Source organism: Parabacteroides sp. AT13 (genome assembly GCF_002272965.1).
Classification (GTDB): domain Bacteria; phylum Bacteroidota; class Bacteroidia; order Bacteroidales; family Tannerellaceae; genus Parabacteroides; species Parabacteroides distasonis.
In genome coordinates, this window is sequence record NZ_NQMH01000001.1 from 2,125,212 (window position 1) to 2,150,000 (window position 24,789).

Annotated in this window: 12 protein-coding genes and 1 rRNA gene; 10 read left to right on the plus strand and 3 right to left on the minus strand. The window is 45.1% G+C overall.

Going from position 1 to position 24,789, the window contains the following annotated elements:
- Nucleotides 1-75: 75 nt before the first annotated feature.
- Entirely contained in the window at nt 76-1,221 is a 1,146-nt protein-coding gene (locus CI959_RS08840) for a DUF6051 family protein (protein ID WP_005860835.1), read from the minus strand.
- Nucleotides 1,222-1,400: 179 nt separating this feature from the next.
- Between CI959_RS08840 and CI959_RS08845 the strand changes: the two genes are divergently transcribed.
- The gene (locus tag CI959_RS08845; protein ID WP_034532338.1) at nt 1,401-2,243 is read left to right on the plus strand and encodes a LytTR family DNA-binding domain-containing protein; all 843 of its coding nucleotides are present in this window, start codon (nt 1,401-1,403) and stop codon (nt 2,241-2,243) included.
- 4 nt (nt 2,244-2,247) lie between these two features.
- On the opposite strand, the gene CI959_RS08850 is transcribed toward CI959_RS08845, so the two are convergent.
- Nucleotides 2,248-6,210 carry a hybrid sensor histidine kinase/response regulator transcription factor gene (locus CI959_RS08850; protein WP_230327260.1) on the minus strand — a complete coding sequence of 1,321 codons (3,963 nt, stop codon included), beginning with the start codon at nt 6,208-6,210 and terminating at the stop codon, nt 2,248-2,250.
- A 242-nt stretch (nt 6,211-6,452) separates the two neighbouring features.
- Here CI959_RS08850 and CI959_RS08855 point away from each other — a divergent pair, with 242 nt between their 5' ends.
- The 8 genes from CI959_RS08855 to CI959_RS08890 all read left to right on the plus strand — a co-directional run bounded on the left by CI959_RS08855 (nt 6,453) and on the right by CI959_RS08890 (nt 20,282).
- Complete coding sequence (locus tag CI959_RS08855) at nt 6,453-7,541, plus strand: Gfo/Idh/MocA family protein (RefSeq protein ID WP_008774382.1); 1,089 nt, start codon at nt 6,453-6,455, stop codon at nt 7,539-7,541.
- Between the two features lie 165 nt (nt 7,542-7,706).
- Complete coding sequence (locus CI959_RS08860) at nt 7,707-8,474, plus strand: DUF1080 domain-containing protein (protein ID WP_005860843.1); 768 nt, start codon at nt 7,707-7,709, stop codon at nt 8,472-8,474.
- A gap of 26 nt (nt 8,475-8,500) precedes the next feature.
- Nucleotides 8,501-9,841, plus strand: a complete 1,341-nt coding sequence (locus CI959_RS08865) for a Gfo/Idh/MocA family oxidoreductase (protein WP_057317560.1) — start codon at nt 8,501-8,503, stop codon at nt 9,839-9,841.
- Between the two features lie 142 nt (nt 9,842-9,983).
- Nucleotides 9,984-12,947, plus strand: coding sequence for a TonB-dependent receptor (locus CI959_RS08870; RefSeq protein WP_048928748.1), 2,964 nt, complete (start codon nt 9,984-9,986; stop codon nt 12,945-12,947).
- Between the two features lie 24 nt (nt 12,948-12,971).
- Nucleotides 12,972-14,543 carry a RagB/SusD family nutrient uptake outer membrane protein gene (locus tag CI959_RS08875; protein ID WP_005860849.1) on the plus strand — a complete coding sequence of 524 codons (1,572 nt, stop codon included), beginning with the start codon at nt 12,972-12,974 and terminating at the stop codon, nt 14,541-14,543.
- Nucleotides 14,544-14,556: 13 nt separating this feature from the next.
- Nucleotides 14,557-16,239, plus strand: coding sequence for a carboxylesterase/lipase family protein (locus CI959_RS08880; RefSeq protein ID WP_057317562.1), 1,683 nt, complete (start codon nt 14,557-14,559; stop codon nt 16,237-16,239).
- A 17-nt stretch (nt 16,240-16,256) separates the two neighbouring features.
- Nucleotides 16,257-17,231, plus strand: a complete 975-nt coding sequence (locus tag CI959_RS08885) for a sugar phosphate isomerase/epimerase (RefSeq protein ID WP_005860854.1) — start codon at nt 16,257-16,259, stop codon at nt 17,229-17,231.
- A 222-nt stretch (nt 17,232-17,453) separates the two neighbouring features.
- On the plus strand, nt 17,454-20,282 hold the full coding sequence (locus CI959_RS08890) for an ATP-binding protein (RefSeq protein ID WP_057317563.1): 2,829 nt from the start codon (nt 17,454-17,456) through the stop codon (nt 20,280-20,282).
- Nucleotides 20,283-20,368: 86 nt separating this feature from the next.
- On the opposite strand, the gene CI959_RS08895 is transcribed toward CI959_RS08890, so the two are convergent.
- Nucleotides 20,369-22,429, minus strand: coding sequence for an alpha-L-fucosidase (locus CI959_RS08895; RefSeq protein WP_011966961.1), 2,061 nt, complete (start codon nt 22,427-22,429; stop codon nt 20,369-20,371).
- Nucleotides 22,430-23,203: 774 nt separating this feature from the next.
- On the opposite strand from CI959_RS08895, the gene CI959_RS08905 reads away from it, so the two are divergent.
- Nucleotides 23,204-24,728: ribosomal RNA gene (locus tag CI959_RS08905) — 16S ribosomal RNA — on the plus strand.
- Nucleotides 24,729-24,789 lie beyond the last annotated feature (61 nt).

The window sequence follows — 24,789 nt, forward strand, 5'->3', positions numbered from 1 at the left end:
ATTTAGCGATTTTTTATTGTACCTGCATGAACTAAAAAAGAATATGAGTGTTTGAGGTCACAATTTGTGATCTCTTTAGAGAAACGCCGCCGCCCTCGTGAATATGGAATGAAAGGCTTGGTTGATCAGGCCCGGATCGATACGGGAGTGTGTAGGGAAGGGGATTTGATGGGAGTAAGCGAACGGGAAATCCAGTTCTTCCAATATCTTGCCGGACGCTTTTCCTAAAGCCTTGATCACCCCGCCAGTAGGCATAACGATATCTTTTTTCAATGAGATCGCCCGAATACGATCGCAAGCCCGTTGGAAGAACGACTCCCGGTAATCTCGTAACACATCCTCACGTACCATGGCCTTAAAGGCTTGCTCCAGAAAATCATTCTTGAACGAGGTGGGAAGCGTACGATTCTCCAAGAAATCATGCCGGAAGTAATGGCGTACCTTGGCGAACGCCTCCTTGTCCATGATATCACGGGCGTTGCCATCCATCTCACTGAAGATGGAGCCACCGCAAAACATGAATAAACGGGTGTCCGTAAACATCTTGTCCGGATTCGCTAATAACAAGACCTGCGAGAGTAACGCCCCGATGGAATAAGCGAATAAGTTGATGGACGTATCTTCCTTGAACAAAGGATGCTCGCCGTTCTTGATCTCATGAACCAATTGCCACATATTATAAACGGATTCTCTGCCCGAGGCGTAAAAGCGTAACGGGTTTTGGGATAGCCGGCTGCTGAGGGCCACGTTGGCGAAGGTGGAGTTCGTCACGTTCGCTACCTCCTCCTTGCGTTTGCTTACCCAAGGGAGGATCGCGCGGGGATTGGCCCATAATCCCGGGGTACGGTTCATATGGAAAGCGATCGGGAACAGGATGACCGGCTTACCGGTCGTATGGGTGAGGTATTCCGCCCATGTGAGGTATTTTTCCCAAGTCCGCTCGTTCAGGCCATGCAACAGGATAATCGCCTCATTATTCTTTTTACGTCCCGAGGGCGTGAATATGGCATACGAGAAAGATTTGTTCTCTTGGATACGATCGTCTGTCATCGGACAGAATCCGGTGGGGGTAAGTCCCTTCTGGAACTCGTCGATCTCGCTGGCGCCACGGGTCTGGGTGAAGCGAAACGGGATGATCTCCAGATGGCTCTCTTCCAATTCAGTCTTTTTGTCATAAGAGAAAAGACTGTTCAGTTGCTTAGTACGAAGTGAAATATCCATAATCCTCTGATTTTTTACTGCAAACAAACAATAGAAAAACATCTCTTCAAAATAAATGGTTTAAACAGGCTTTGTTGGGGACATAAAGTGTTATTTAGGGGTGAAATCTTTTATAGAGGGGTGAATTTCGTCTGGGAAAATGATTACATTTGTTCCAAAATAGAGGCAAAAAGATGGGAATGTGGGATCAAAAAATACCAAGTTACATATACGGTAAGCAGAATATCGTGAGGCTGATTCTGTGGACGGCCTTGTTTGCGTTGGTGTTTATCAACATCTACAAGCCGTTTAGCTCCACCTCTTGGTACAAGGTCTCGGAGTTTAAGTTCTTCGTATTCTCCAGCTTGATTATCTTGACGGGAGTATTGGTGGTTGTCTTGAGCCGTATTATTCTGTTCCACTGGGGGAAGCGGCATGCTATCACGGTCCGGGCCTATGCGATCTGGATCGTGCTGGAGATATTCTTCATGTCGCTTTTCTATACGATTTATACGTTGGTACTGAATCCGGAACGAGAATATATGGAAGTTTTTAACGATTCGGCGGTGAATACCAGTCTGGTTTTATTGCTCCCTTATTCCGTGCTGCACCTGTATTTCTCTTATAAAGAGAAAGAGCGGCAATTGCGATTGTTGGAGGAGAACCAGACAGAAGCGGCGGTTCGGCAAAGCGTTTTCTCTTTCTATGACGAGAAGAACGAGTTGCGCCTTTCCGTGAAGCGAAGTAACCTGCTGTATCTTGAATCGGCGGATAATTACGTTTGTATCTGGTATCTGAATAAGGGGCAGCTCACGAAGTTTATGCTTCGCAACTCCTTGAAGGCGATCGAAGAGAGCCTCGCTGATACGAATGTACTCCGTTGCCATCGTTCTTTCATGGTAAATTTCGACCAAGTGAAGGTGATCCGCAGGGAGAAGGAGGGCGTTTATCTGGAGCTGGGGATCGAGAAAGTACCCGATATCCCGATCTCCAAGACGTATAGCGAGAAGGTAACCCGCTGGTTCCAGACCTATTCTTCCTAGCGGGCTATTTCAATTCGATATTATTTTCTTTTGCGTATTGCGAGGGGCTCATGTTGAATTGCTTGGAGAAGGCCCGGCTGAAATAGGATTGCGAGTTGAAACCAACCGCCTCGGCGATCTCGTAAATCCTCATATCGCCTTGAAGGATTAACTCGGCGGCTTTCTTTAGCCGGCTGATCTTGATCAACTCGTTGGGCGTTACGTTCGACAGGCCGTTGATTTTACGGTAAAGGGTCGGACGGCTTAGATTCATCAAGTCCGCTATCATGTCCACGTCTAGGTTCACGTCGTTTATATGGCTGTCGATGATATCGTTCAGTTTCTTCAAGAACTTCTCGTCCGCCTTCGTGTAAGCCATGGATTTGATATTGGCAATCGGCGAGTTGAAATAATAGGCACGCATATTGCTCCGGTTGTTCAGCAGGTTCGTCACTTGGGTAAGCAATAGATCCATGGAGAAAGGTTTGTCGATGTAAGCGTCCGCCCCCAGCTCAAGCCCTTCCATGCGAGATTGTAAGGTGTTCTTAGCCGTCAGGAGGATGATCGGGATATGGCTGAACTCCAGATTAGTCTTTATCTTTTTCAATAAGGTGAAACCATCCATGACAGGCATCATGATATCGCTGATGATTAATTGGATGCCATATTCCTGAAGACGGGCAATCGCCTCCTCGCCATTACCGGCGGTGACAACATTGTAATGGACATTGATCTCTTGACCGATGAAATGGAGCATTTCGGTGTTATCTTCCACCACGAGAACCGTCGGGCGGGATTCTTGGGTGACATATTTCCGCTCGCTGGCAGGGTTGGTCAGGACCTCTGCTTTCTCTTCCTCTAGTTTTAATGAGTTCGGTTGGTTCACCGGCAAACGTAATCTAAAGATGATAAGCCCGGCCGGAGATTTCTCCAACGTCAACGATCCCTCGTGCATCTCCGCTAAAGAACGGGCCAAGGGTAGTCCGAGCCCGGTCCCGGATTTATGGATAGAGGAGTCATCCCGGTAGAAAGGCTCGAAGATCTTTTCTTTTATCTCCTCCGAGATGGGCTTTCCATCGTTCATGATATCGATCGTGAATCGCTCGCCATCTTGCGCCTCGAACCGGACGATGATCTTGCTTCTTGCGTATTTAATAGCGTTCGATAGGAGGTTGCTGAGTATCTTCGTGCAAGCCTCCTTATCGATAAAGGCGTAGAAAGATTTCACGTTACACTCGATAATCATTTGCAATGCCTCCTGCTCCGCCGTGTCGTGGAAACGCTCAAAGGTCTCTTGCATCAATGCGATGATGTCCGTATGTATGAAGTTTAGTTTATATCCCTCGATTTCCGTCTTCCTGAAATCCAGTAGTTGATTCACCAGATCCAGTAGCCGGTTCGCGTTTTTATCCACAATTGTCAGATAATTCTTTGCGCTGGGAGATAGCTTGATGTCCCGTGTTACTTTCTCCAGAGGACTTTTAATTAAAGTCAGGGGCGTACGTATCTCATGAGCGATATTGATGAAGAAATCAATCTTAGCTTGATAAAGCTCCTTCTCCTTTTCATTCTCGAACTCCTGTATTTTCTGCTGTATATTGGCCTTATTATGCCGGGAAATGATAAAGATCAGCAACACTACGCATCCGATAGCGATAATCCCATATAGGATTAACGCCTTGGTAGAGAGCCACCATGGGGGAAGGATCGTAATCTGGAACATCGCCGGCTCATCATTCCAAATACCGGACAGGTTCGCCGCCTTCACCTTGAACGTATAATTACCGGGCGGTAGTTTCGTGAAATAAACCCGGTTCTCGCCCACCACATGATACCATTTGGAACTTAACCCTTCCATGCAATAGGCGTATTGGGTGAGGTTGGGGGCTTGGTAGCTTAATGATGTGTAGTCGATGTAGAATGTGGACTGATTATGTTCTAAGGTGATCCCTTTTTTAAAAGTGATGTCTTTTTGCCTCAATAGATTATGGTCGGGGTCCGAATAATTGATTTGTGTCATATAAATCTTCGGTTGGATAGAGAACTGTTGGATATTATCGGGGTGGAACCGGACCAAGCCTTTCAAGGTCCCGAAATATAATTTGCCGTCTTTAGCTTTTAAAGAAGAGTTATAGTTGAATTGATTGGACAGGAGCCCATGTTCTTTTTTGAACACCTTGATCTCTTGATTGACAGGGTTAAGTACGGCCAGGCCATTTGTGGTACTGATCCACATGTGGCCTTTAGGGGCTTCCTCGATCCGGTAAATGACGTTACTGGGTAGGCCGTCTTGAGTCGTGTATTTTGTCGTACTCTTTAAATTCCGGTCGTACATTTTCACTCCGTTTCCGGTAGCGAACCATAGATTGTTTTTAGTATCCTCATGGATGTGATTGATCGTCCGGTTGGCGTTCGTGTTTATGGAATCCAATTTAAATTCGCCGTGTTTTTGCCGGATTGGGTCGAAATAATATAATCCGATATTGAATGTTCCGGCCCATATAACCCCTTCGTGATCCTCGAAGATCGTTTGTATCCTGCAATTACCGGGGAATTGATCGAGAGGCTCGAAAATATCTTTCTCCGGATTATATTGATACATGCCGGATGCCGTAGCTATGAGCAAGTTATTTTTCCGGGTTTTATAGAGATATACGATGATATCGTTTTGGGAGGCGTAAGGATTCGGGGCGATCGTATAATGCTTGATGATTTTCTCCGTACGGATATCCATCACGTCTACCCCGTTAGCGTGTGTCCCGATCCATAGATAGTCTCCAATCACGGTAAGCCCGTGGATACAGCTTTGGGAAAGACCGTCTTTATCTTGGAAGTTCTTATAGGTTTGCGTACGGATGTCGAGTTTATTGAGACCAGCGTCTTCGGTTCCTATCCATATATTATGGTTAGCGTCTTGGCAAATATCATGGATAATATCACCGTTAATTGTTTTTTGCCCGGGTATATTGTAGTCTTTCTTGAATTTGAGATAAGGGGGAAGGTAATTAATGCCCCCATTATCCGTACAGATCCATAAGCCACCTTCCCGGTCCTTGCAAAACTGTTTGATAGCGTTATTGGATAGTGAATATGGATCGCATTTGTCTTGTTCTATGTGAAAGGTCTTGTTTGAGGGGATTTGGTAGATATAGATACCGTTGTAGGTGGCGATCCATACCTCGTCGTTTGTCACTTGGAAAATATCCCGGGTATAGAGGGGGCTGTTCTTTTGCTGGGTAAGAACATTTCGGCAAACACCTGTTTGTATATTGACTTGTTTGACTCCGTTATCGCTTGTACCTATCAGTAATGTATTATCGGACGGGGATGCCCATAGAGTCGTCATATTATCTATATGTAGGGTGTCGCTACCGTTATGGATATTTAGAGGGATGAATTTGTTATCGGTCGGGTCTAAGAGGACGACATTGCCGTTTAGCGTGGTGGCCCAGATCTGATCTTGGGGGGTGATATAGAAAGAGGTGATCGGATCACTATCCTTATACAGGTAGTTTTGGTGTAGCTCGGATTGCTCATTATATTTAATAAGAGAAAAGCCGGATAACAGCATCCATAGATTCCCTTGGTGATCAAATTCCAGATAGGTACAGCCGATTCCTTTCGTGAACTTTATCAAGGAAAAAGTATCGGTTTGGTAATCGTATTTTTGTACTCCCATATTAGTACCCACCCAGAGTTCACCGGAAGGGCTTATCGCCAAGTCGGTAATCCAGCTACTTATTAAAGTCCCTCTCTGCTTGGTTTGATTTTTTATGATATGGAATTTGTTCCCGTCAAATCGATTGAGCCCGTCCCGTGTTCCAAACCACATAAAGCCATAATGATCTTGGACACAACATGTCACGTTATTATTGCTTAATCCATCTTCTACCTCATAGGATTTAAAGTAGTATGACCGGGCGTTGAGCTCTATTGCGGTTACTACAAATAATAGGACGTATAAATAATTCATCAAGTTTTTTTTCATAGATCTCCCTTGTATTTCATGCGCAATATAAAGCCTTTTCCTAGACTTTCCATAGCAGTATCGTATCATTGTTTTTCATTTTGTTTCAATGTCCAGACTTCGGTTTTTGGCTTTAAAAGCCGTTCCTTGCAAGACTGTTTGTTGAGACGATAGGTAATAATTTTGAGAGAAAAGTGTAATACTGTTTGACTCAAGGGGCTTTAATTTTGGCAAAAACAGTGTGAATCTTTAAAAGATAGAATATGAATCAAAAAGTAAAAGTAGGTATAATAGGTTTTGGTCGCATGGGTGGATTTTATTTGGAGGAGATGCGGAAGAGCGATCAATGGGAGGTACTTTACATCTGCGATACGGACCCAGAGGCACGAGATTTGGCAAGGAGAAAGTCGCCGACATCCCGAATCGTAGCGGATGAGCAAGTTGTATTCGAGGACCCGGAAGTACAAGTGGTCGGTTTATTTACATTGGCGGATTCCCGGTTGAGGCAAATTAAGAAGGCAATGGCATTTGGCAAACATGTCATCTCAGAGAAACCGGTCGCAGATACGATCGAGCATGAATGGGAGGTCGTGAAATGCGTGGAAAACTCAAGTTTGTTCTCGACCGTTAATTTGTATTTGCGTAATTCTTGGTACCATAATACGATTAAAGAATTTATCCGGAGAGGAGAGATCGGAGATTTGGCGATCATTCGCATTTGCCATATGACTCCGGGGTTGGCTCCGGGTGAAGGTCATGAATATGAAGGTCCGTCTTTTCATGATTGCGGAATGCATTATGTGGACATTTCCCGGTGGTATGCCGGATGCGAGTATAAGACATGGCATGCGCAGGCGATCCGGATGTGGGATTATCCCGAACCTTGGTGGTTGCAATGTCACGGGACATTTGAGAACGGGGTGGTATTTGATATAACACAAGGGCATGTGTATGGACAATTATCGAAAGACCAAACGCATAACTCTTACATAGATGTAATAGGAACGAAAGGAATCGCCCGGATGAGTCATGATTTTAAGACTGCGGTCGTGGAGTTGAGAGGTGTTAATGAAACACACCGGATCGAGAAGCCCTATGGGGGGAAAAATATAAGTACGCTATGTGATTTGTTCGCAGATTCCGTACGGACCGGAGTTTTTCATTCCCGCCTACCGCTGATGCGTGATTCCGCTATCGCTTCCGAGTATGCGTGGAAATTTTTGGATAACGCTAGACGAAATGAGATGCCTTCTATCGGGAATCTACAAACCTTGGAGGAAATCCGGGAGAGAAGACGGAATATGACGGAAGGGTATGGCTTGCTTCGCCATGTAAAATTGTCTCATTCTTGATACGATTTTCTCAATGACCGGAGGAAACAGGCTGGAACTTGTATTATGCGACAATCGGAAACGATTTTGATAAAATAGAAAAAGAGGAATTTTCGTATGCGTGATATATTTGCGGCAGCTTGTTCATAGAGCGAAAATAGAAACATTAATTTAATACTATGTAGCATGAAAAAAATGATTGTTCTTATCAGTCTTTTATGTGGAGCGTTTTTTATGAGCGCCCAACAAAGTAATCAACAACAAAGACCACCGGAAAGATGGAAACCTGAGAGTACTGAATGGTATTATCCGGTTCCTCCTAAGGTAAAGCCGGGTGTAGGAACTGGTGCTCCTTCCGATGCGATCATCCTGTTTGATGGAAAAGATCTTTCTATGTGGGAATCTGCGGGAAAAGATGGAGGTCCCGCTAAATGGACCGTAAAGGATGGGGCGATGATTGTGGCTTCCGGGACCGGATCGATCCGGACAAAAGATTATTTTGGAGATTGCCAGTTACATATCGAGTTCAAGACCCCTACACCGGGAAAGGATAATACATTACAGATGAAAGGTAATAGTGGCATTATGTTACAAAGCCGTTATGAGGTGCAGGTTTTGGATTGTGAGGATAATCCTACGTATGTGAATGGCTGGGTCGGCAGTATTTATAAGCAAAGTGCACCGTTGGTAAATGCTTTCACGAAGACAAATGAGTGGCAGGTTTATGATATTTATTGGAAAGCTCCCCGTTTCGGGACAAACGATGAATTGGAATCTCCCGCTATGATTACCGTGGTATTGAACGGTATCGTAGTACAGAATAATTATGTACTGAAAGGAACGACCCCATATACCGGTTTACCTAAATATGTAGCGCATGGCCGTCTGCCATTAAGCTTACAGGATCATGGAGTGGAAGTGGCTTTCCGTAATATATGGATTCGTAATTTATAAATTGTATAACCTTAAAATAATGATTTATGACTACACGTAGGAATTTTTTAAAGAACTCGACGATGTTGGCCGCTGGCTTAGGTATCTCACCTCTTTTGGCATCGGCAGCTCCTACCGTCTCTCATAAGGAAGAGACTATAAATGGGCGGGTGAATATCGCTGTAATAGGTGTCGGTATGGGATGCCGTGATTTGCAAGGGGCTTTGACTGATAATCCGTGGGTACATTGTGTGGGCATGTGCGACGTGAACAAAGTGAGACTTGATGAACAGATCGTACGTTTCAAAAAAGACTTTCCGAACCAAACGACTTCGATCAAGGCATATAGTGACTTCCGGGAAGTCTTGGCAAATAAGGATATCGACGGGGTCATTATCGCAACACCGGATCATTGGCATCCTTACATCTTCGCTGAGGCTTTAAAAGCGGGCAAGGCGATTTATGTGGAAAAGCCGGTTGGTAATTCGATTCCGGAGTGCCATTCGATGATGGATTTCCAAAAGAAATATAAAGGGGTGGTAACAACAGGCTTATGGCAGACTAGTCAACGATATTTCTTGGCGGCTAATGAGATATTGAAATCCGGTGTGTTGGGGGATGTTTATAAAGTTCAGCTATGGCTTTGCCAATCGACGGACCCACGTCCGGCCGTAGCGGATTCTCCGGTTCCTTCTACATTAGATTACAATATGTGGTTGGGCCCGGCTCCCGAGCGTCCATTTAATAATTACCGTTTTCGTGGATGGCGTGGCTTTTGGGATTATGGAGGCGGTCAGCAAACCGACTGGGGAGTGCATTGGATAGACTCTGCGTTCGATGGATTGAAAGCGTTAGGATTGTGTGACCGTGAATATCCGGAGGCGGTATTCTCTACGGCTTATAAAGATCCTACCTCTTTTAATGAGACTCCCAGTTGCCAGACAACGATCTTTCAGTATAAGAATTTCCATATAGAATGGGCCCAACAAGTCGCTCATCTCTATAATCGGGATCAAGGGGTAGCTTGGGTCGGAAGTAAAGCTACCTTAGTATGTAATCGTGAAGGTTATGAATTGATTCCAGAGAAGAATCGGGAGGGTGAGTTACTAACCGACCGTGCCCAGCTTGTCGGGAAGTTCGAGGATGGTGGTATTGAGGCCCATGCGACGAATTGGTGTAAGTGTATATTAAATAAATCTATTGAGACGAACAGCCCGATCGAGAAAGGGGCTTTCGCGACGATCCTAGCCCATATGGCTAATATCTCATATTTGACGGGAACTCGTGTTGTGTATGATCCGCAAGCTCGTAAGTTTGTGGATAATCCGAAAGCGGACGCGTATTTGAAGCGGAGCTATAGAAGCCCGTGGCAATTCCCGAAAGTTTAATGCGATTGAATGCTTAAAAACAACGACCGGTGGATTTTAATACTCTATTATATATAACCATTACCATACGAATTGAATTACAGCACATTGAGATCTCCGGTCGTTTTTTGTAAAAACAATGTCAACTTTAAATGAATGAGTTATGGAAAATCAAAAAAAGGAAGTATGGCTTCGAAAGGCCCTGTTTTTGATCGTTAGTTTGGCGTTATTCTTTCCCATGATGGCGCAAACGATTACAGTAAAAGGAGTTGTAAAGGAATCTATGACAGGCGAACCGATCATTGGCGCCAATGTAGCGGTGAAAGGAACGACTAACGGTACGATTTCTGATATAAGCGGTATGTATCAGATCTCGAATGTATCATCAAATGCCGTATTGATCGTTTCTTATATTGGATATAAGACCGCGGAGATTCCGGTAAATGGCAAGAACACGATAAATGTGAGCTTGGAGGAAGAAAGTATCGGACTTCAAGAAGTGGTAGCCGTGGGATATGGCTCTCAGAAAAAGAAAGAATTGACCGGCTCTGTTGCAGGCTTGAAGGAGGGAGACTTGATTAAGGGCGTACAGTCTGACCCAATGGGTATGTTGCAAGGTAAAGTGGCAGGTTTGAATATATCCAAACCAAATGCCGGCGACCCGAATGGAGAGTATAAGTTCCAATTACGTGGAACTTCATCCTTAACCGGTAATACTTCTCCGTTGATCGTCATTGATGGTATTCCTCAAGGGGATTTATCCGCTATTCCACAAGATGATATTGAAAGTATCGATGTATTGAAGGATGGTTCAGCGGCGGCGATATATGGAACCCGTGGAACGAATGGCGTTATCTTGGTTACGACAAAACGAGGTTCTGCCGGGAAGATGAGCGTTACCTACAATGGATATATGTCTATCTCTTCCATAGCCAATCAATTGGAAGTCATGGATCGTGACCAGTTTTTGGCAAATGGGGGAAACGACCGGGGATATGATACGAATTGGATGGATGAGATTACCCGAACTCCGTTCTCCCATTCGCATAACTTGGCATTGACAGGAGGTACGACCGATTTTAATTACCGGGCTTCTGTATCTTATCGAAATAATCAAGGTATCGCTCTTAAGTCAGGGTTCAATGAGATGATCGCTCGTTTTTCCGCTAATCAGAATTTATTCGATAAAAAGATTCAAATAGCATACGACGCTACTTATCGTCGTTTTGACCGGGAAGGTGAGAATTCCAGCTATGATGATTATTCCGCTTTTAAGCATGCGTATTATTATAATCCTACGGCACCCGTATACGACGAGACGGGAACGATAGATGCCGGAGGGTATTATGCGCTGGATATTCAGGGATATTCAAATCCGGTGGCTTATATTATGCAGCGTGACCGTCGTACAAAAGGCGGACTTTTCCAAGGGTCTGCTCGTGTAACTTGGAACATTTTGGAAGGACTTCGTGCGCAAGCTTTTGGCTCATTGAAATACTCTGATATAAATAAGGGTACTTATACCTCACGAGAGGTATTTAACACTTCTAGTTTCGGGTCAGCATCTCGGAGTTTTAATACTCGTTTTAATAAAACACTGGAGACGACGATCGACTATGTAAAATCTTTTGGAGAACATCATTTGGTGGTATTAGGTGGGTATACCTATGAGCATAACTATCGGGAATCATTTGGTATGAATAACTCGAATTTTGATTCGGATGTATATTCTTACTATAATTTGGGTGCGGGTAGTAACTTGATTAATAACCCTAGCCAAAGCATGATGGATGGTTCGGTTTCTCAAGATAATTTGGTTTCGTTCTTCGGCCGTGTAAATTATAACTGGGGAAATCGTTACTTGTTATCAGCGTCTGTACGACGTGAGGGTTCTACTCGTTTAGGTGCGGATTATAAATGGGGAACTTTCCCTGCGGTAAGTGTCGGTTGGTCTATCGGTAATGAGGCTTTTATGGAAAGCGCTAGCTGGATTAACGATTTGAAATTGCGCTTGGGATATGGCGTGACAGGAAATATGCCTTCAGATAATTATTTGTCTTTGTCGATGATGGGAGTGGTAGGCCGTTTTTATGATCATACTTCTAAACAATGGATCAATGCTTATGGGCCGACACAGAACCAGAATCCGGATTTGAAATGGGAGCGGAAAGGCGAATGGAATCTAGGTGTTGATTTTGCAGCGTTGAATAACCGCTTGAACGTGACCGTTGATTTGTATACCCGTAAGGTTTCAGATTTGTTGTATAAATATAAGGTTCCGACTCCTCCTTATCAATATTCTTCTATGTTGGCGAATGTTGGCGACGCTACAAGTAAAGGTCTGGAATTCTCTGTTTCCGGAACCCCGGTGCAGAATAAGAACTTCTCATGGACTAGTTCTATTAACTTTTCATTTAACACGAATAAATTGGACAAATTAAGTAATGAGACTTTCCAGACTGACTGGATTGAGACCGGTTATTTGTCGGATGGTGATTTAGGAGGTATGAACTCGACTCCATTGATTCGTTTGGTCCCGGGTGGCAAGGTCGGTGATTTTTATTTGCCGGTATTCGAGGGATTTACGGAAGATGGTAAATGGAAATTCAAGGATGTCGATGGTAGTGGTGACTTTACATATAATGAGGATCGTGAGATCGTAGGTAATGCGCAACCTGATTTTATAGCAGGATGGACTAACGAGTTTAAATATCGTGACTTCGATTTATCGTTTACATTCCGTGCTGTCGTAGGCAATGATGTATATAATGTAAGCCGTATGGCATTGGAGAATCGGAATGTGGCTGGAAAGGAGAAGAATATGTTGGCTTCGGTAATGGATATCCCGTTGCAAGATGCGGCTCAAGCCTCTAGTTATTATTTGGAGGATGGTTCTTTTGTGAAGTTGGACAATATCACATTGGGTTATAATGTGCCGGTGAAGAAATTAGGTTTCATGCAAAACTTACGTTTGTACTTGACTGGTCAGAACTTGTTTACGATCACAGGCTATAAGGGTATCGACCCGGAGGTTGATATGGTAGGATTAGATAATATGGGTATTGAGAGGACTCGTTATTATCCGGCTAGCCGTTCTTTTATTCTTGGTTTGAATGTTACGTTTTAATGGATACTCTAAATATCGAAGGTTATGAAAAAATATAGTTTAATATATATAGTATCAATGATTTGTTTCTTGGTTATCGCTCCTTCTTGTACGGATATGGATGAAGATACGACGGGACAAATGGTATCAAATGACTTTTATGCGGATCCTTCTTTGATTCCGCAAGCGGTAGGTGCTGCCTATGCGGAATTGCAGGCTTATCAGAATCACTGGGGAGTATGGGGGTTGCAGACTGTTTCCTCGGATGAATGTGTTGTTCCGACTCGTGCGCCGGGTAATGACTGGTATGACGGAGGGGTATGGCAGGATTTCCATCGTCATCAATGGCAATACAATCTGGATGCATTGAATAATGTGTGGATTTCCGTATTTTCTGGAATAACGACATGTAACCGTGTGGTTTACGACTTGGATACATATAAAGAGGAGATGGATGTCGATATCTATAATAAATATCGTGCGGAGACTGTCATCTTGAGATGTTTCTATTATTCTATCTTACTGGATTTATTCGGGAATGTTCCTTATATCGATACATATGAGAGTGAAATCACGGCTTCTCCTCAGACAAGCCGTCCTGAGCTTTATCAGAAAGTCGTAGATTGTATCTTAGATAATATGGAATATTTGGATGACGCTCCGTCTGCCGAGAATTATGGAAGATGTACGAAATCGATGGCTTATACGATGTTGGCAAAACTATATTTGAACGCAAAGGTGTTCAAAGGGGCCTCTTCTTACGATAAGGACGATATGAATAAAGTGATAGAGTATTGCGATAAAGTGATTAACTCTGGATATTATGAGGTCGTATCTGATTTCTCCGCTCCATTTAAAGTGGCGAATGAGTCTTGTAAAGAAAATATTTTCGTGGTACCGATGCAAAATGGTATCAATTCAAATGGAGACTACGAGTTTCATTTCCATAAATTCTCCGGACATCCCAAGTCTCGCCAGATGTGGGGTATAAATGTGGGCGGTTGGAATGGAGGTTGCGCTACTCCGGACTTCCTTGCTTTATATAAAGATGACGATACCCGGAAAAAGGCGACTTTTATTTACGGTTTGATTTATGATAAGGTCACGGGAGAGCCTGTTGAGGATGGTGATAATCCGGGAAAACAATTGGAATTGACTATTGAGGTATCTTCTATTAATGCCGCTTATCGTTGGGAAGGTGCTCGTATTCAGAAGTATGAATATGAGTTGGGTATGACTGGTAATATGAACAATGATTTTGTTTTATATCGTTTAGCTGATATCTATTATATGAAGGCTGAAGCTATTTTGAGAGGTGGTAATGCCGCTACTTTATCAGCTTTGTGTGCGGAACCTGCATTCCAGTTAATACGTGAAAGGGCAAATCAGCCCGTGTATACTCCGGAAACATTAACGTTGGATGAGTTGATCAATGAACGTGGCCGTGAATTTGCTTGGGAAGGTTGGCGTCGTCAAGACTTGGTTCGTTGGGATAAGTTCGCTAAAGGTAGCTGGACATTTAAGGAAGCCTTGAATAATAATTCGCGTGATTTATTCCCGATACCATACGATCAGATTACGAAAAACCAATCTTGGAAACAGAATCCGGGATATTAATAGTTGTGTTTTTATGCATATGGATAGACGACAATTCGTGAAAAACCTAGGACTGGGCACAGCCTCTTTAAGCATGGGAAGCTTGGTAACGGCTTCCTCATGTGCCCCGTCCGGGGATTCCTCCCTTAAACAAAACGTCAAGGAAGGAGAGGATGGACAGTTTTTATTTATCGGTGACGATATCGCCATTGCCCAGACAGAGTATGGGAAGGTGCAGGGATATCTGCTGAATCATGTATATACGTTCTTGGGGGTTCCTTATGGGGCTGATACGTCGGGAAAAAATCGCTTTATGCCTCCCCAAAAGCCAGAGCCGTGGACAGATGTGAGACCTGCGGTTTTTTATGGGAATACGGCGCCGCAACGTATGGAGAACCGGTGGCCCAATAATTACGGAACTTTTGCCGATCATTGGAACTACTGGGATGTGAGTGAGGATTGCTTATATTTAAATGTATGGACACCGGGCATTGCGGATGGTAAGAAACGTCCCGTATTGGTGTGGCTGCATGGCGGCGGTTTTACAAATGGTAGTGGGATCGAGCAGGATGGATATCATGGAGAGAATATAAGCCGGGAAGGAAATATCGTATTCTGTTCCATTAATCATCGGTTGGGGCCGATTGGCTTCTCTGACTTATCTGGTGTTGGTGGAGAAGCGTATAAGGATTCCGGAAACGTGGGGATGTTAGATATTATTGCCGCCTTGCGATGGGTTCATGATAATATCGCCAATTTCGGTGGAGATCCCGGGAACGTAACGGTTATGGGACAATCCGGAGGAGGTTCTAAGGTCTGTACAGTAGCCGCTATGCCGGCGGCAAAAGGTTTGATCCATAGAGCCGTGGCTTTAAGTGGATCTACGGTAGGAGCTTCCGATCAGGTGATGACCCGGAAGGTGGGAGAATATATTTTGAGAGAAGCGGGGCTGACCGCTTCCCAACTGGATAAATTGCAAAGAATACCTTGGCGGGAATATTTGGATATAGCGGATAGGGCTTGTAAAAAGTGCTGGGAAGATCAAGGGATTAGCATGAGACGGACTTTTGGCCCTGTTGCTGATGACCGGAATATTCCGGCCGGTGTATTCTACTCCGGTGAGAGCCATTTGGAGTCTCCTGTCGTCCCGATGATATTCTGTACGACTTTCCATGAATGGAACCCGAACAGGGCGGATGCGGCCTTGGAAAAAATCACTCAAGACGGTGTGATCGAGAAACTGAGAAGTCAATATGGTGATAAAGCGGAATCGATCGTGAAGGCTTTCGCCAAGAATTTCCCGGATAAGACTCCGATGGAGCTTTGGGCGATGATTTTGTCTTCCCGTCAACGAGTGGTTGAGGCGGCTAACGCAAAATTAAAGCAAGGCCAGCCTGTGTATGTAGCTTGGTTTGGCTGGTGTCCGCCCTTGTTTAATAACCGTATGCGTGCGTTCCATTGCTCGGATATCTGTTTCTGGTTTAAAAATACGGATCGGATGTTTACTCATACGGGTGGAGGTAAGGTACCTCGTGCGTTGTCAGATAAGATGTCTGGCGCTTTGTTGAATTTCATGCGGACAGGAGATCCGAACGGAGGAGAGTTACCCGCTTGGCCGAAATACACAGAAGAAAATGGAGAGGTGATGATCTTGAATAATACGTGTGAGGCTCGGAATGATCCGGATCGGGAGGCCCGTAAATCTTTGGAGGTTTAATTTAAAACGAGAGTGTTATGCTTGAGAAAAAGATTTCAAGACGTAATATGCTTCGGACTACCGGTCTGGCGGTTTTGGGCAGTACGTTCGCAGGCTTGGCTTCTTGCGCTCCGAAGAAAAAAGAGGAGCCATCACCCGAAGCATCCTCTTCGAAACGTCCTTTCCGTGTCTGTCTCAATGTCTCTACGATAGCGGGTTATAAACTTCCTGTTCAAAAACAGATTGATTTATGTGCCGAGGCTGGTTTTGAGGGAATTGAGTTATGGACCCGTGATGTGGATGCGTTCGTAAAGCAAGGGGGAACTTATGAGACACTCAGGCGTCAGCTGGAAGGCTCCGGACTTTTATTGGAGAATATGATCGGTTTTGCCTCGTGGTTTGCCGATGATCCTTCGAAACGGAAGGAAGGGCTAAACCAAATGCGGCATGATATGGAGATGGTAGCGGGATTGGGCGGTAAATTTATCGCCGCTCCTGCTCAAGGAGTTACTCAATTGGATCGTACACGGTTGCCGGAGTATTCCGAACGCTATCGGGCGATACTGGATTTAGGGGATGAGATGGGTGTCACTCCGATATTGGAACTATGGGGGGCCGGGGTTCTGAATCAATTATCGGATACCATGGCGATAGCGATCGCCTCCGGGCATTCGCGGGCTTCCGTCTTATTGGATTTCTACCATTTGTACAGAGGAGGAAATAGTTTTGATAGTTTACGCTTGATAAATGGGAAGATCCTTCCGGTTTTTCATATCAACGATTATCCGGAGTTGCCTCCTCGTACGGAGTTGAGAGATTCGGATCGGGTGTTTCCGGGAGATGGTATTTGCCCGTTTAATAAAGTACTTCCTTTGCTATACGACTCCGGTTTCCGGGGTGGGTTATCCGTAGAGCTTTTTAATAAGGGATATTGGGAAACCATGGATGTAAAGGAGGTCTTAAGGAAGAGTTTTGAGAAAACCACACAGGTAATCAATAGTTCGATGGGATAAAAGTTTGTTGGGATTTAGGAAAGGGACTGCCTCGAGGTGTTTTACCTTCGAGGCGGTCCCTTCTGTTTTTATAGTATCTTCTCTTAAAAATCAATTATTTTATAATCCGCTGTGATATAAAAAGTAGTATATTTGCGTACATCCAAAATAAACAGTTGTTTTGCGGAGGGTTATGGGGGTTGTTATCATCGGAAAAGCCGGTAATAAAAGATATACATTATAATGAACTTACTTCAGAGATATGTGAGTCATGGTATAGCTATAGGTTTGTTAGTATTTATAATGCTAGCGTTTAATTTGTCTGTGTTAGCGCGGACAAGTGAAAAACGTGTACTTAGGGTTGCCTTTCCGCAGGTAGATGGCATGAGTTGGACGGCCGAAGATGGTACTCATCATGGTATGCTCGTAGACTATCTCAATGAGATCGCCAAATATACCGGTTGGGAATACGAGTACATAGATACGAAGGGACCGGCTATGTTGAATGAATTTGTTGAGGGTAAGTACGAGTTGATGGGTGGAAACTATTATATACCCGCTTTAGAGAAATATTATGCTTATCCGAACTATAATATGGGATATAGCCGTTCATTATTACTTGCCCGATCTGATGATCGCTCTATCCATAGTTATGATTTGGAGAGTATGAATGGTAAAACCATCGGTGTGTATGAGAATGCAAGGGAGAACATTCGCCGTCTCAAAGAGTTTATGGCTATCAACGGATTGTATTGTAATATCCGATATTACAAACAGGAAGATATGGTGGGGAAAATCGGGTTATATCCCTATCTGGCTAAAGGTGAGATCGATTTGTTACTAAATAATGTTGCCCATATTAGCGATTCTGTCCGTGTAGTCGTGGCATATGACTCTCAGCCTTATTATATCGTGACCAATCCGGGTAATAAAGAAGTCTTGGATGGTTTGAATATGGCTTTGGAACGGATATTGGATGCCAATCCTAATTTTGCGGCGGAACGTTATGCCGTTAATTTCCCAGACCGGCTCGTAAACATCCAACTGAGCGACCGGGATCTGGAGTATGTCAATGAGAGGAAAACGATCACGGTAGCCGTACCTGAGAATTGGTATCCTTTGTATTGTAAAGAAACGCCGCTGAAGAACCATACGGGTATCATGGCGGATGTACTGGATGAGATTAAAAGTTTCACAGGGCTACGATTCTCGTATGTATATGCGAAAAATTATGCTGATGCGATCCGTTTGATACAGCAAGGGGATGCCGATATCTTAGGTTTTTTCTTGGGAGATGAGAACGATGCGGCCCAGCTAGGACTTGCGCTTTCAGCCTCTTATGTGAGTGCTAACAATATCATAGTGCGCAATAAAGCATGTAGTTATCCCGCACCGGGTCTGGTTGGAGCCTTAGTGGAAAATCAACGATTGCCGAGTGGTATATCGGTGGAGAAGATACGGTTCTATCCGAGTATTAAGGAGGCGTTATTTGCTGTCAATAATGGTGAGGCTGATTTTATTTATGGTTTGTCCTCTAGGATGGAACAGGATATCTTGCGCTATCATTTTACGAATCTTGCTCCCGTAACGTTGGTCAATGATCAGAGTACGATAAGTTTCGCGTTGCCTATCCCGGTCGATCCGGATTTGCTTACCATACTCAACAAGGCGATCAATAATCTTTCTGAGTCCGAGAGGACTGTTATACGCAATCGGAATCTGGAATCTATCGGCGTGAGTGAATTTTCTCTTACGGACTTTATATATGCGAATCCCTTACAATTCATGTTTATCGTGATGTTTGTCCTGTCGGTGCTATTTACGGCATTACTGCTGGCTATAGGGGCCCGGATGAAAGCGACCGTGATACAGGGCAACCTGAAACGGGCTGAGGCGGCTAACTTGGCGAAGAGCGAGTTTCTTTCCCGGATGAGTCATGAGATCCGTACGCCGATGAACGGAATTGTAGGTATGAGTACTATCGCCATGCAAAACATAGATAATACCGATAAGATAAAGGACTGTCTTGAGAAAGTAATCATGTCTTCCAAGCATCTTCTCGCTCTCATTAACGACGTGCTGGATATGTCGAAGATAGAAAGCGGAAAAGTGGAACTTCGACATGAGTGCTTTAATTTCCGGGCATTCTTGCAGGACTTTGAAAATCTGTATGGCGAGCAGGCCAAGAGTAAAGGGATCAGCTATGAGACGGTATTGGCTAGTGATCTGGAAGTACAGATTATAGGAGACTCCTTGCGCTTGAATCAAGTTCTCTCTAACCTGTTATCGAATGCGTTGAAATTTACGCCGGCCAAGGGAATAATTAAACTTCGGGTATCTAAAACAGGTGAGGATCAAGAGAATGTTTACCTTCGTTTCGAGGTAATCGATACGGGATGTGGTATAGCCGAGGAGAATTATGATAAGATCTTCGAATCGTTCGAACAGGAAAATGTGGATGTCACTTATAAATATGGAGGCACAGGATTAGGGCTTTCTATCGTTAAGCGTTTCACTCAGTTGATGGGAGGTGGCATACATGTGACAAGCGTGCAGGGGAGTGGCAGTACATTCACGGTTGATCTGCCTTTCGGCAAAATAAAGGAGTCGGGTAAGCCCACTCGTTTTTCCGATATTGATGGGCGAAGTGACCTTGCGAGGGATTGTTATGTGATTGATTATGATTTCAAAGGTAAACGGATCTTATTAGTTGAGGACAACGAGCTTAACCGGGAGATTGCGGAGGAATTGATCGGAGCTACCGGTGCTTCGGTGGAGAGCGCTGAGGACGGGGTGCAGGCCGTAAAGAAGTTTAAGGAATCTGCCGAAGGATATTATGATTTGATATTGATGGATGTGCAGATGCCGCATATGGATGGTTATGAGGCTACCCGATGTATCCGGGCATTGGGGCGTTCTGATGCTCAAAAGGTTCCTATCTTCGCTATGACAGCCAACGCATTCGCTGAGGATGTGCAGAAAAGTAGGGAGGCCGGTATGAATGCTCATATATCTAAGCCGTTGGATATACGTGCCGTGTATAAACAAATGAACCGATACCTTCAAGGATAAATAAAGGATCGATGAATAAATAAAAAGGGACCGCCTCGGGAAATTAGGTTTTCGAGGCGGTCCCTTCTGCTTTTATTAGATATTCTTTATTTTTCCGTAATTACCGAGAATTCACCGATACCCGCTTGCTTTTTATTATCTACGATACGGGTTGCGACCAAACGGATTTGGTTACCTTTCGTTATTGGGAAATGTACGACTTGCTCGATCGGGTTAGCCTTGATATTGGAGAATTCGCCTTCGGCCACCTTCTTTCCATTAATATATAATTGATAGTTGGAGATATGACCGCTTGCGTCACGTCCTTGGTTCGGGGTGTAGCGGAATCCGGATATAGGCATTTCTTTCGCTAATTGTACGACTAACTCTTGTTTCCCTTGTGGCAAATAGTAGGTCGTGTAGCCGTTTCCGTCTAGGATCAGGCTGGTTTTCTCATCTTTCGGTGATACGATCGTGTAATCACAAGCTGGAATATCGAACGTTTGCGCGGAAACCGGACTGACTGTATCGAAAGTCGGATCATAGGCAATCGCCTTGACAGTTCCTTTTTGAGCGAAAGCGAATGGCGCCTGATAAAGCGGTGAGTCCTTGGTCGGATCTGAGCCGTCGGTGGTATAATGAACCTCGGAGCCTTTATCCCCGGCCTGTATGGTTACCTCGTCATTGATATTACGGGCAATCGTTGGCTCGGTCACCAAGGCGGGGGCAAGGTATGCCTCCACGTTATTGATACAAAGCGGTCCGCGGGCATCCGTGAAGTTGATGCGTATCTTCTCCGCTTTCTCGGTCTGGAAACGGACAATTCGTTTATAGCCGACAGTTGTCGTAGAATCCACGGTCTGTGCCGGAATCCATTTACCCTCTTGCTCGAGTTCGATATTGAACGAGCGTACTCGTTGTCCTAATGGGATATATTCTTGTATGACCAAGCGGTTTACATCGGTAGGATGGGTTAACGTGAAAGTCAATGAACCACTGGTTACGCCATCGTCCGTAGCCCAATAGGTATCCCAATCCCCATCTACTGCCTTATTGGGACTAAAATTACGTCCTCTTTTATTGCTCGCTTGTACGTAACATCCTTTCAAAAGATTCTCCTTAAAGTCATTTTGGATGGTTTGATACCATTGTACGGCACGGGCGGAGTCTACCGGACTTATTTTTCCGTTCAACGCTACGGGGAAGTTCAATAGGAAATTGGCGTTATGCCCGACGCTTCGGTAATAAAGATCGACTAATTTTGCCAGCGACTTGACTTGGTGATCTTCCCGGGAGTGATAGAACCATCCCGGACGGATAGATACATCGCATTCTCCACCTAGCCACATCGGTCCGTTCTCATCTCCCCATACACTCTGTTGGAAAGTAGGCATGGAGGGTTCCGGGGCGAAGATGCTCCATTGGGTATCACCGGCCCAACCTTCCTCGTTACCGATCCAGCGGATATCGGGTACTGTCCCTCCGAAAACCATGATGTCCGGGTGGTGCGCCTTGATCGTGTCGCATGCCCGCTCATATTGATAATAGGTCTTGGCGTCTATAGCACGGGTTTCATTCGTGCCGCCATACCAGCCATTGCCACCGTTTGCCCCATCAAACCAGTATTCGAACAACGGGCCATAGTTGGAGACTAATTCATGTAATTGGGCATGGAATTTCTCTACATATCCCGGTTGTCCGTAATTCTCACTGTTTCTGTCCCAAGGGGAGAGATAGACACCGAATTTCAGCCCGTGTTTCTTACAAGCGTCGGATAGTTCTTTTACCATATCCCCTTTGCCATCTTTCCAAGGAGAATTCTTTACGCTATATTCGGTTGTGGCGGTAGGCCATAGACAGAAACCGTCATGATGCTTGGTAGTTAAGATTACGCCTTTCAATCCGGCGGCTTTGATTGTTTGCGCCCATTGATCGCAATCCAGATCCGTTGGATTGAATGTGGAGGCGGGAGTGTTTCCGTAACCCCATTCCAGATCATTGAACGTATTTAATCCGAAATGGACAAAGGCATATGTTTCCATCTTATGCCATTCAACTTGTGCCGGCGTGGGAACGGGCAGGATAGGGGCGGGCGCTGTCGCTTCTTTACAGGAGAAGAAGGAAAACAAGCCAAGCCCCAATAAAATAGAGGAACTCAAGTGCTTCATTATTTGTTTATATTTAGATGAGACCTCAAATATATGAAAAAAAACGGCAGATTTTTATTCTGTCTTTAGATATCTAGATAAAAGATAAAGTCTCCTGTCTTTTAGATGTCTCCTCTGGGGAAATTTTCATGCTAGCATATATTTGTTTATCAATTGTTTGCAGTGCCAGTTTATTTATCGCCTTTGGCACGGTCGTGCCATCACAGTGGCAACGCTGTGCCATCCGTGTGGCAGGGCCGTGCCATCGTAGTGGCACAGTATTGCCGCTATGATGGCAAGGGTACCGGCTATATCGTTTACGTGAGTAGTCGGTATTTTTGCGTGTGCTATATTATAATGTACCCGATATCCGTTGCCGTAAAAAACTTGAAAAATAATGCCCGATAAATTTGGACCGTATGTTTTATAGCATTATTTTTGCACCCGCATTCGAGAGAGAACGGCGCTTCAGAAATGATGGAAACGTGGAGGTATCCTTGGGTAGGGGATGAGGTTGGCTAGGCCAAGCGATAATTTCCAACCGCCCGGAGATCGGCTTGAGAAAAAAAACTTGAAAATTTTTCACCGAAAAATTTGGAGGTTAAGAAAAAGTCCTTACCTTTGCAGCCGCAATCGAGAAACGATAGCGAGAGGGTTCTTTGAGAGATTTACATAATTCAACAAGTAGTACAAGTATTAGGAAAAGAAATTTTCCGGATCGATACCGTCAATAGAAGTATGACTTTGGACTACGATAAACGGATTCCGGAGCGAGGATATTAAGAAACAATTTAAACAACGAAGAGTTTGATCCTGGCTCAGGATGAACGCTAGCGACAGGCTTAACACATGCAAGTCGAGGGGCAGCACAGGTAGCAATACCGGGTGGCGACCGGCGCACGGGTGAGTAACGCGTATGCAACTTACCTATCAGAGGGGGATAACCCGGCGAAAGTCGGACTAATACCGCATGAAGCAGGGGTCCCGCATGGGGATATTTGCTAAAGATTCATCGCTGATAGATAGGCATGCGTTCCATTAGGCAGTTGGCGGGGTAACGGCCCACCAAACCGACGATGGATAGGGGTTCTGAGAGGAAGGTCCCCCACATTGGTACTGAGACACGGACCAAACTCCTACGGGAGGCAGCAGTGAGGAATATTGGTCAATGGCCGAGAGGCTGAACCAGCCAAGTCGCGTGAGGGATGAAGGTTCTATGGATCGTAAACCTCTTTTATAAGGGAATAAAGTGCGGGACGTGTCCCGTTTTGTATGTACCTTATGAATAAGGATCGGCTAACTCCGTGCCAGCAGCCGCGGTAATACGGAGGATCCGAGCGTTATCCGGATTTATTGGGTTTAAAGGGTGCGTAGGCGGCCTTTTAAGTCAGCGGTGAAAGTCTGTGGCTCAACCATAGAATTGCCGTTGAAACTGGGGGGCTTGAGTATGTTTGAGGCAGGCGGAATGCGTGGTGTAGCGGTGAAATGCATAGATATCACGCAGAACCCCGATTGCGAAGGCAGCCTGCCAAGCCATTACTGACGCTGATGCACGAAAGCGTGGGGATCAAACAGGATTAGATACCCTGGTAGTCCACGCAGTAAACGATGATCACTAGCTGTTTGCGATACACTGTAAGCGGCACAGCGAAAGCGTTAAGTGATCCACCTGGGGAGTACGCCGGCAACGGTGAAACTCAAAGGAATTGACGGGGGCCCGCACAAGCGGAGGAACATGTGGTTTAATTCGATGATACGCGAGGAACCTTACCCGGGTTTGAACGCATTCGGACCGAGGTGGAAACACCTTTTCTAGCAATAGCCGTTTGCGAGGTGCTGCATGGTTGTCGTCAGCTCGTGCCGTGAGGTGTCGGCTTAAGTGCCATAACGAGCGCAACCCTTGCCACTAGTTACTAACAGGTAAAGCTGAGGACTCTGGTGGGACTGCCAGCGTAAGCTGCGAGGAAGGCGGGGATGACGTCAAATCAGCACGGCCCTTACATCCGGGGCGACACACGTGTTACAATGGCGTGGACAAAGGGAAGCCACCTGGCGACAGGGAGCGAATCCCCAAACCACGTCTCAGTTCGGATCGGAGTCTGCAACCCGACTCCGTGAAGCTGGATTCGCTAGTAATCGCGCATCAGCCATGGCGCGGTGAATACGTTCCCGGGCCTTGTACACACCGCCCGTCAAGCCATGGGAGCCGGGGGTACCTGAAGTCCGTAACCGCGAGGATCGGCCTAGGGTAAAACTGGTGACTGGGGCTAAGTCGTAACAAGGTAGCCGTACCGGAAGGTGCGGCTGGAACACCTCCTTTCTGGAGCTTTAGGATTCCGTCGCTGGCCAAGTGTCGGCGATGTCCGGTCATACGAGGTATC

What these genes read in the sequence shown, in the direction of transcription:
- CI959_RS08840 (WP_005860835.1), bottom strand. Translation starts at nt 1,221, where the DNA reads ATGGATATTTCACTTCGTACTAAGCAACTGAACAGTCTTTTCTCTTAT.
- CI959_RS08845 (WP_034532338.1), top strand. Translation starts at nt 1,401, where the DNA reads ATGTGGGATCAAAAAATACCAAGTTACATATACGGTAAGCAGAATATC.
- CI959_RS08850 (WP_230327260.1), bottom strand. Translation starts at nt 6,210, where the DNA reads ATGAAAAAAAACTTGATGAATTATTTATACGTCCTATTATTTGTAGTA.
- CI959_RS08855 (WP_008774382.1), top strand. Translation starts at nt 6,453, where the DNA reads ATGAATCAAAAAGTAAAAGTAGGTATAATAGGTTTTGGTCGCATGGGT.
- CI959_RS08860 (WP_005860843.1), top strand. Translation starts at nt 7,707, where the DNA reads ATGAAAAAAATGATTGTTCTTATCAGTCTTTTATGTGGAGCGTTTTTT.
- CI959_RS08865 (WP_057317560.1), top strand. Translation starts at nt 8,501, where the DNA reads ATGACTACACGTAGGAATTTTTTAAAGAACTCGACGATGTTGGCCGCT.
- CI959_RS08870 (WP_048928748.1), top strand. Translation starts at nt 9,984, where the DNA reads ATGGAAAATCAAAAAAAGGAAGTATGGCTTCGAAAGGCCCTGTTTTTG.
- CI959_RS08875 (WP_005860849.1), top strand. Translation starts at nt 12,972, where the DNA reads ATGAAAAAATATAGTTTAATATATATAGTATCAATGATTTGTTTCTTG.
- CI959_RS08880 (WP_057317562.1), top strand. Translation starts at nt 14,557, where the DNA reads ATGCATATGGATAGACGACAATTCGTGAAAAACCTAGGACTGGGCACA.
- CI959_RS08885 (WP_005860854.1), top strand. Translation starts at nt 16,257, where the DNA reads ATGCTTGAGAAAAAGATTTCAAGACGTAATATGCTTCGGACTACCGGT.
- CI959_RS08890 (WP_057317563.1), top strand. Translation starts at nt 17,454, where the DNA reads ATGAACTTACTTCAGAGATATGTGAGTCATGGTATAGCTATAGGTTTG.
- CI959_RS08895 (WP_011966961.1), bottom strand. Translation starts at nt 22,429, where the DNA reads ATGAAGCACTTGAGTTCCTCTATTTTATTGGGGCTTGGCTTGTTTTCC.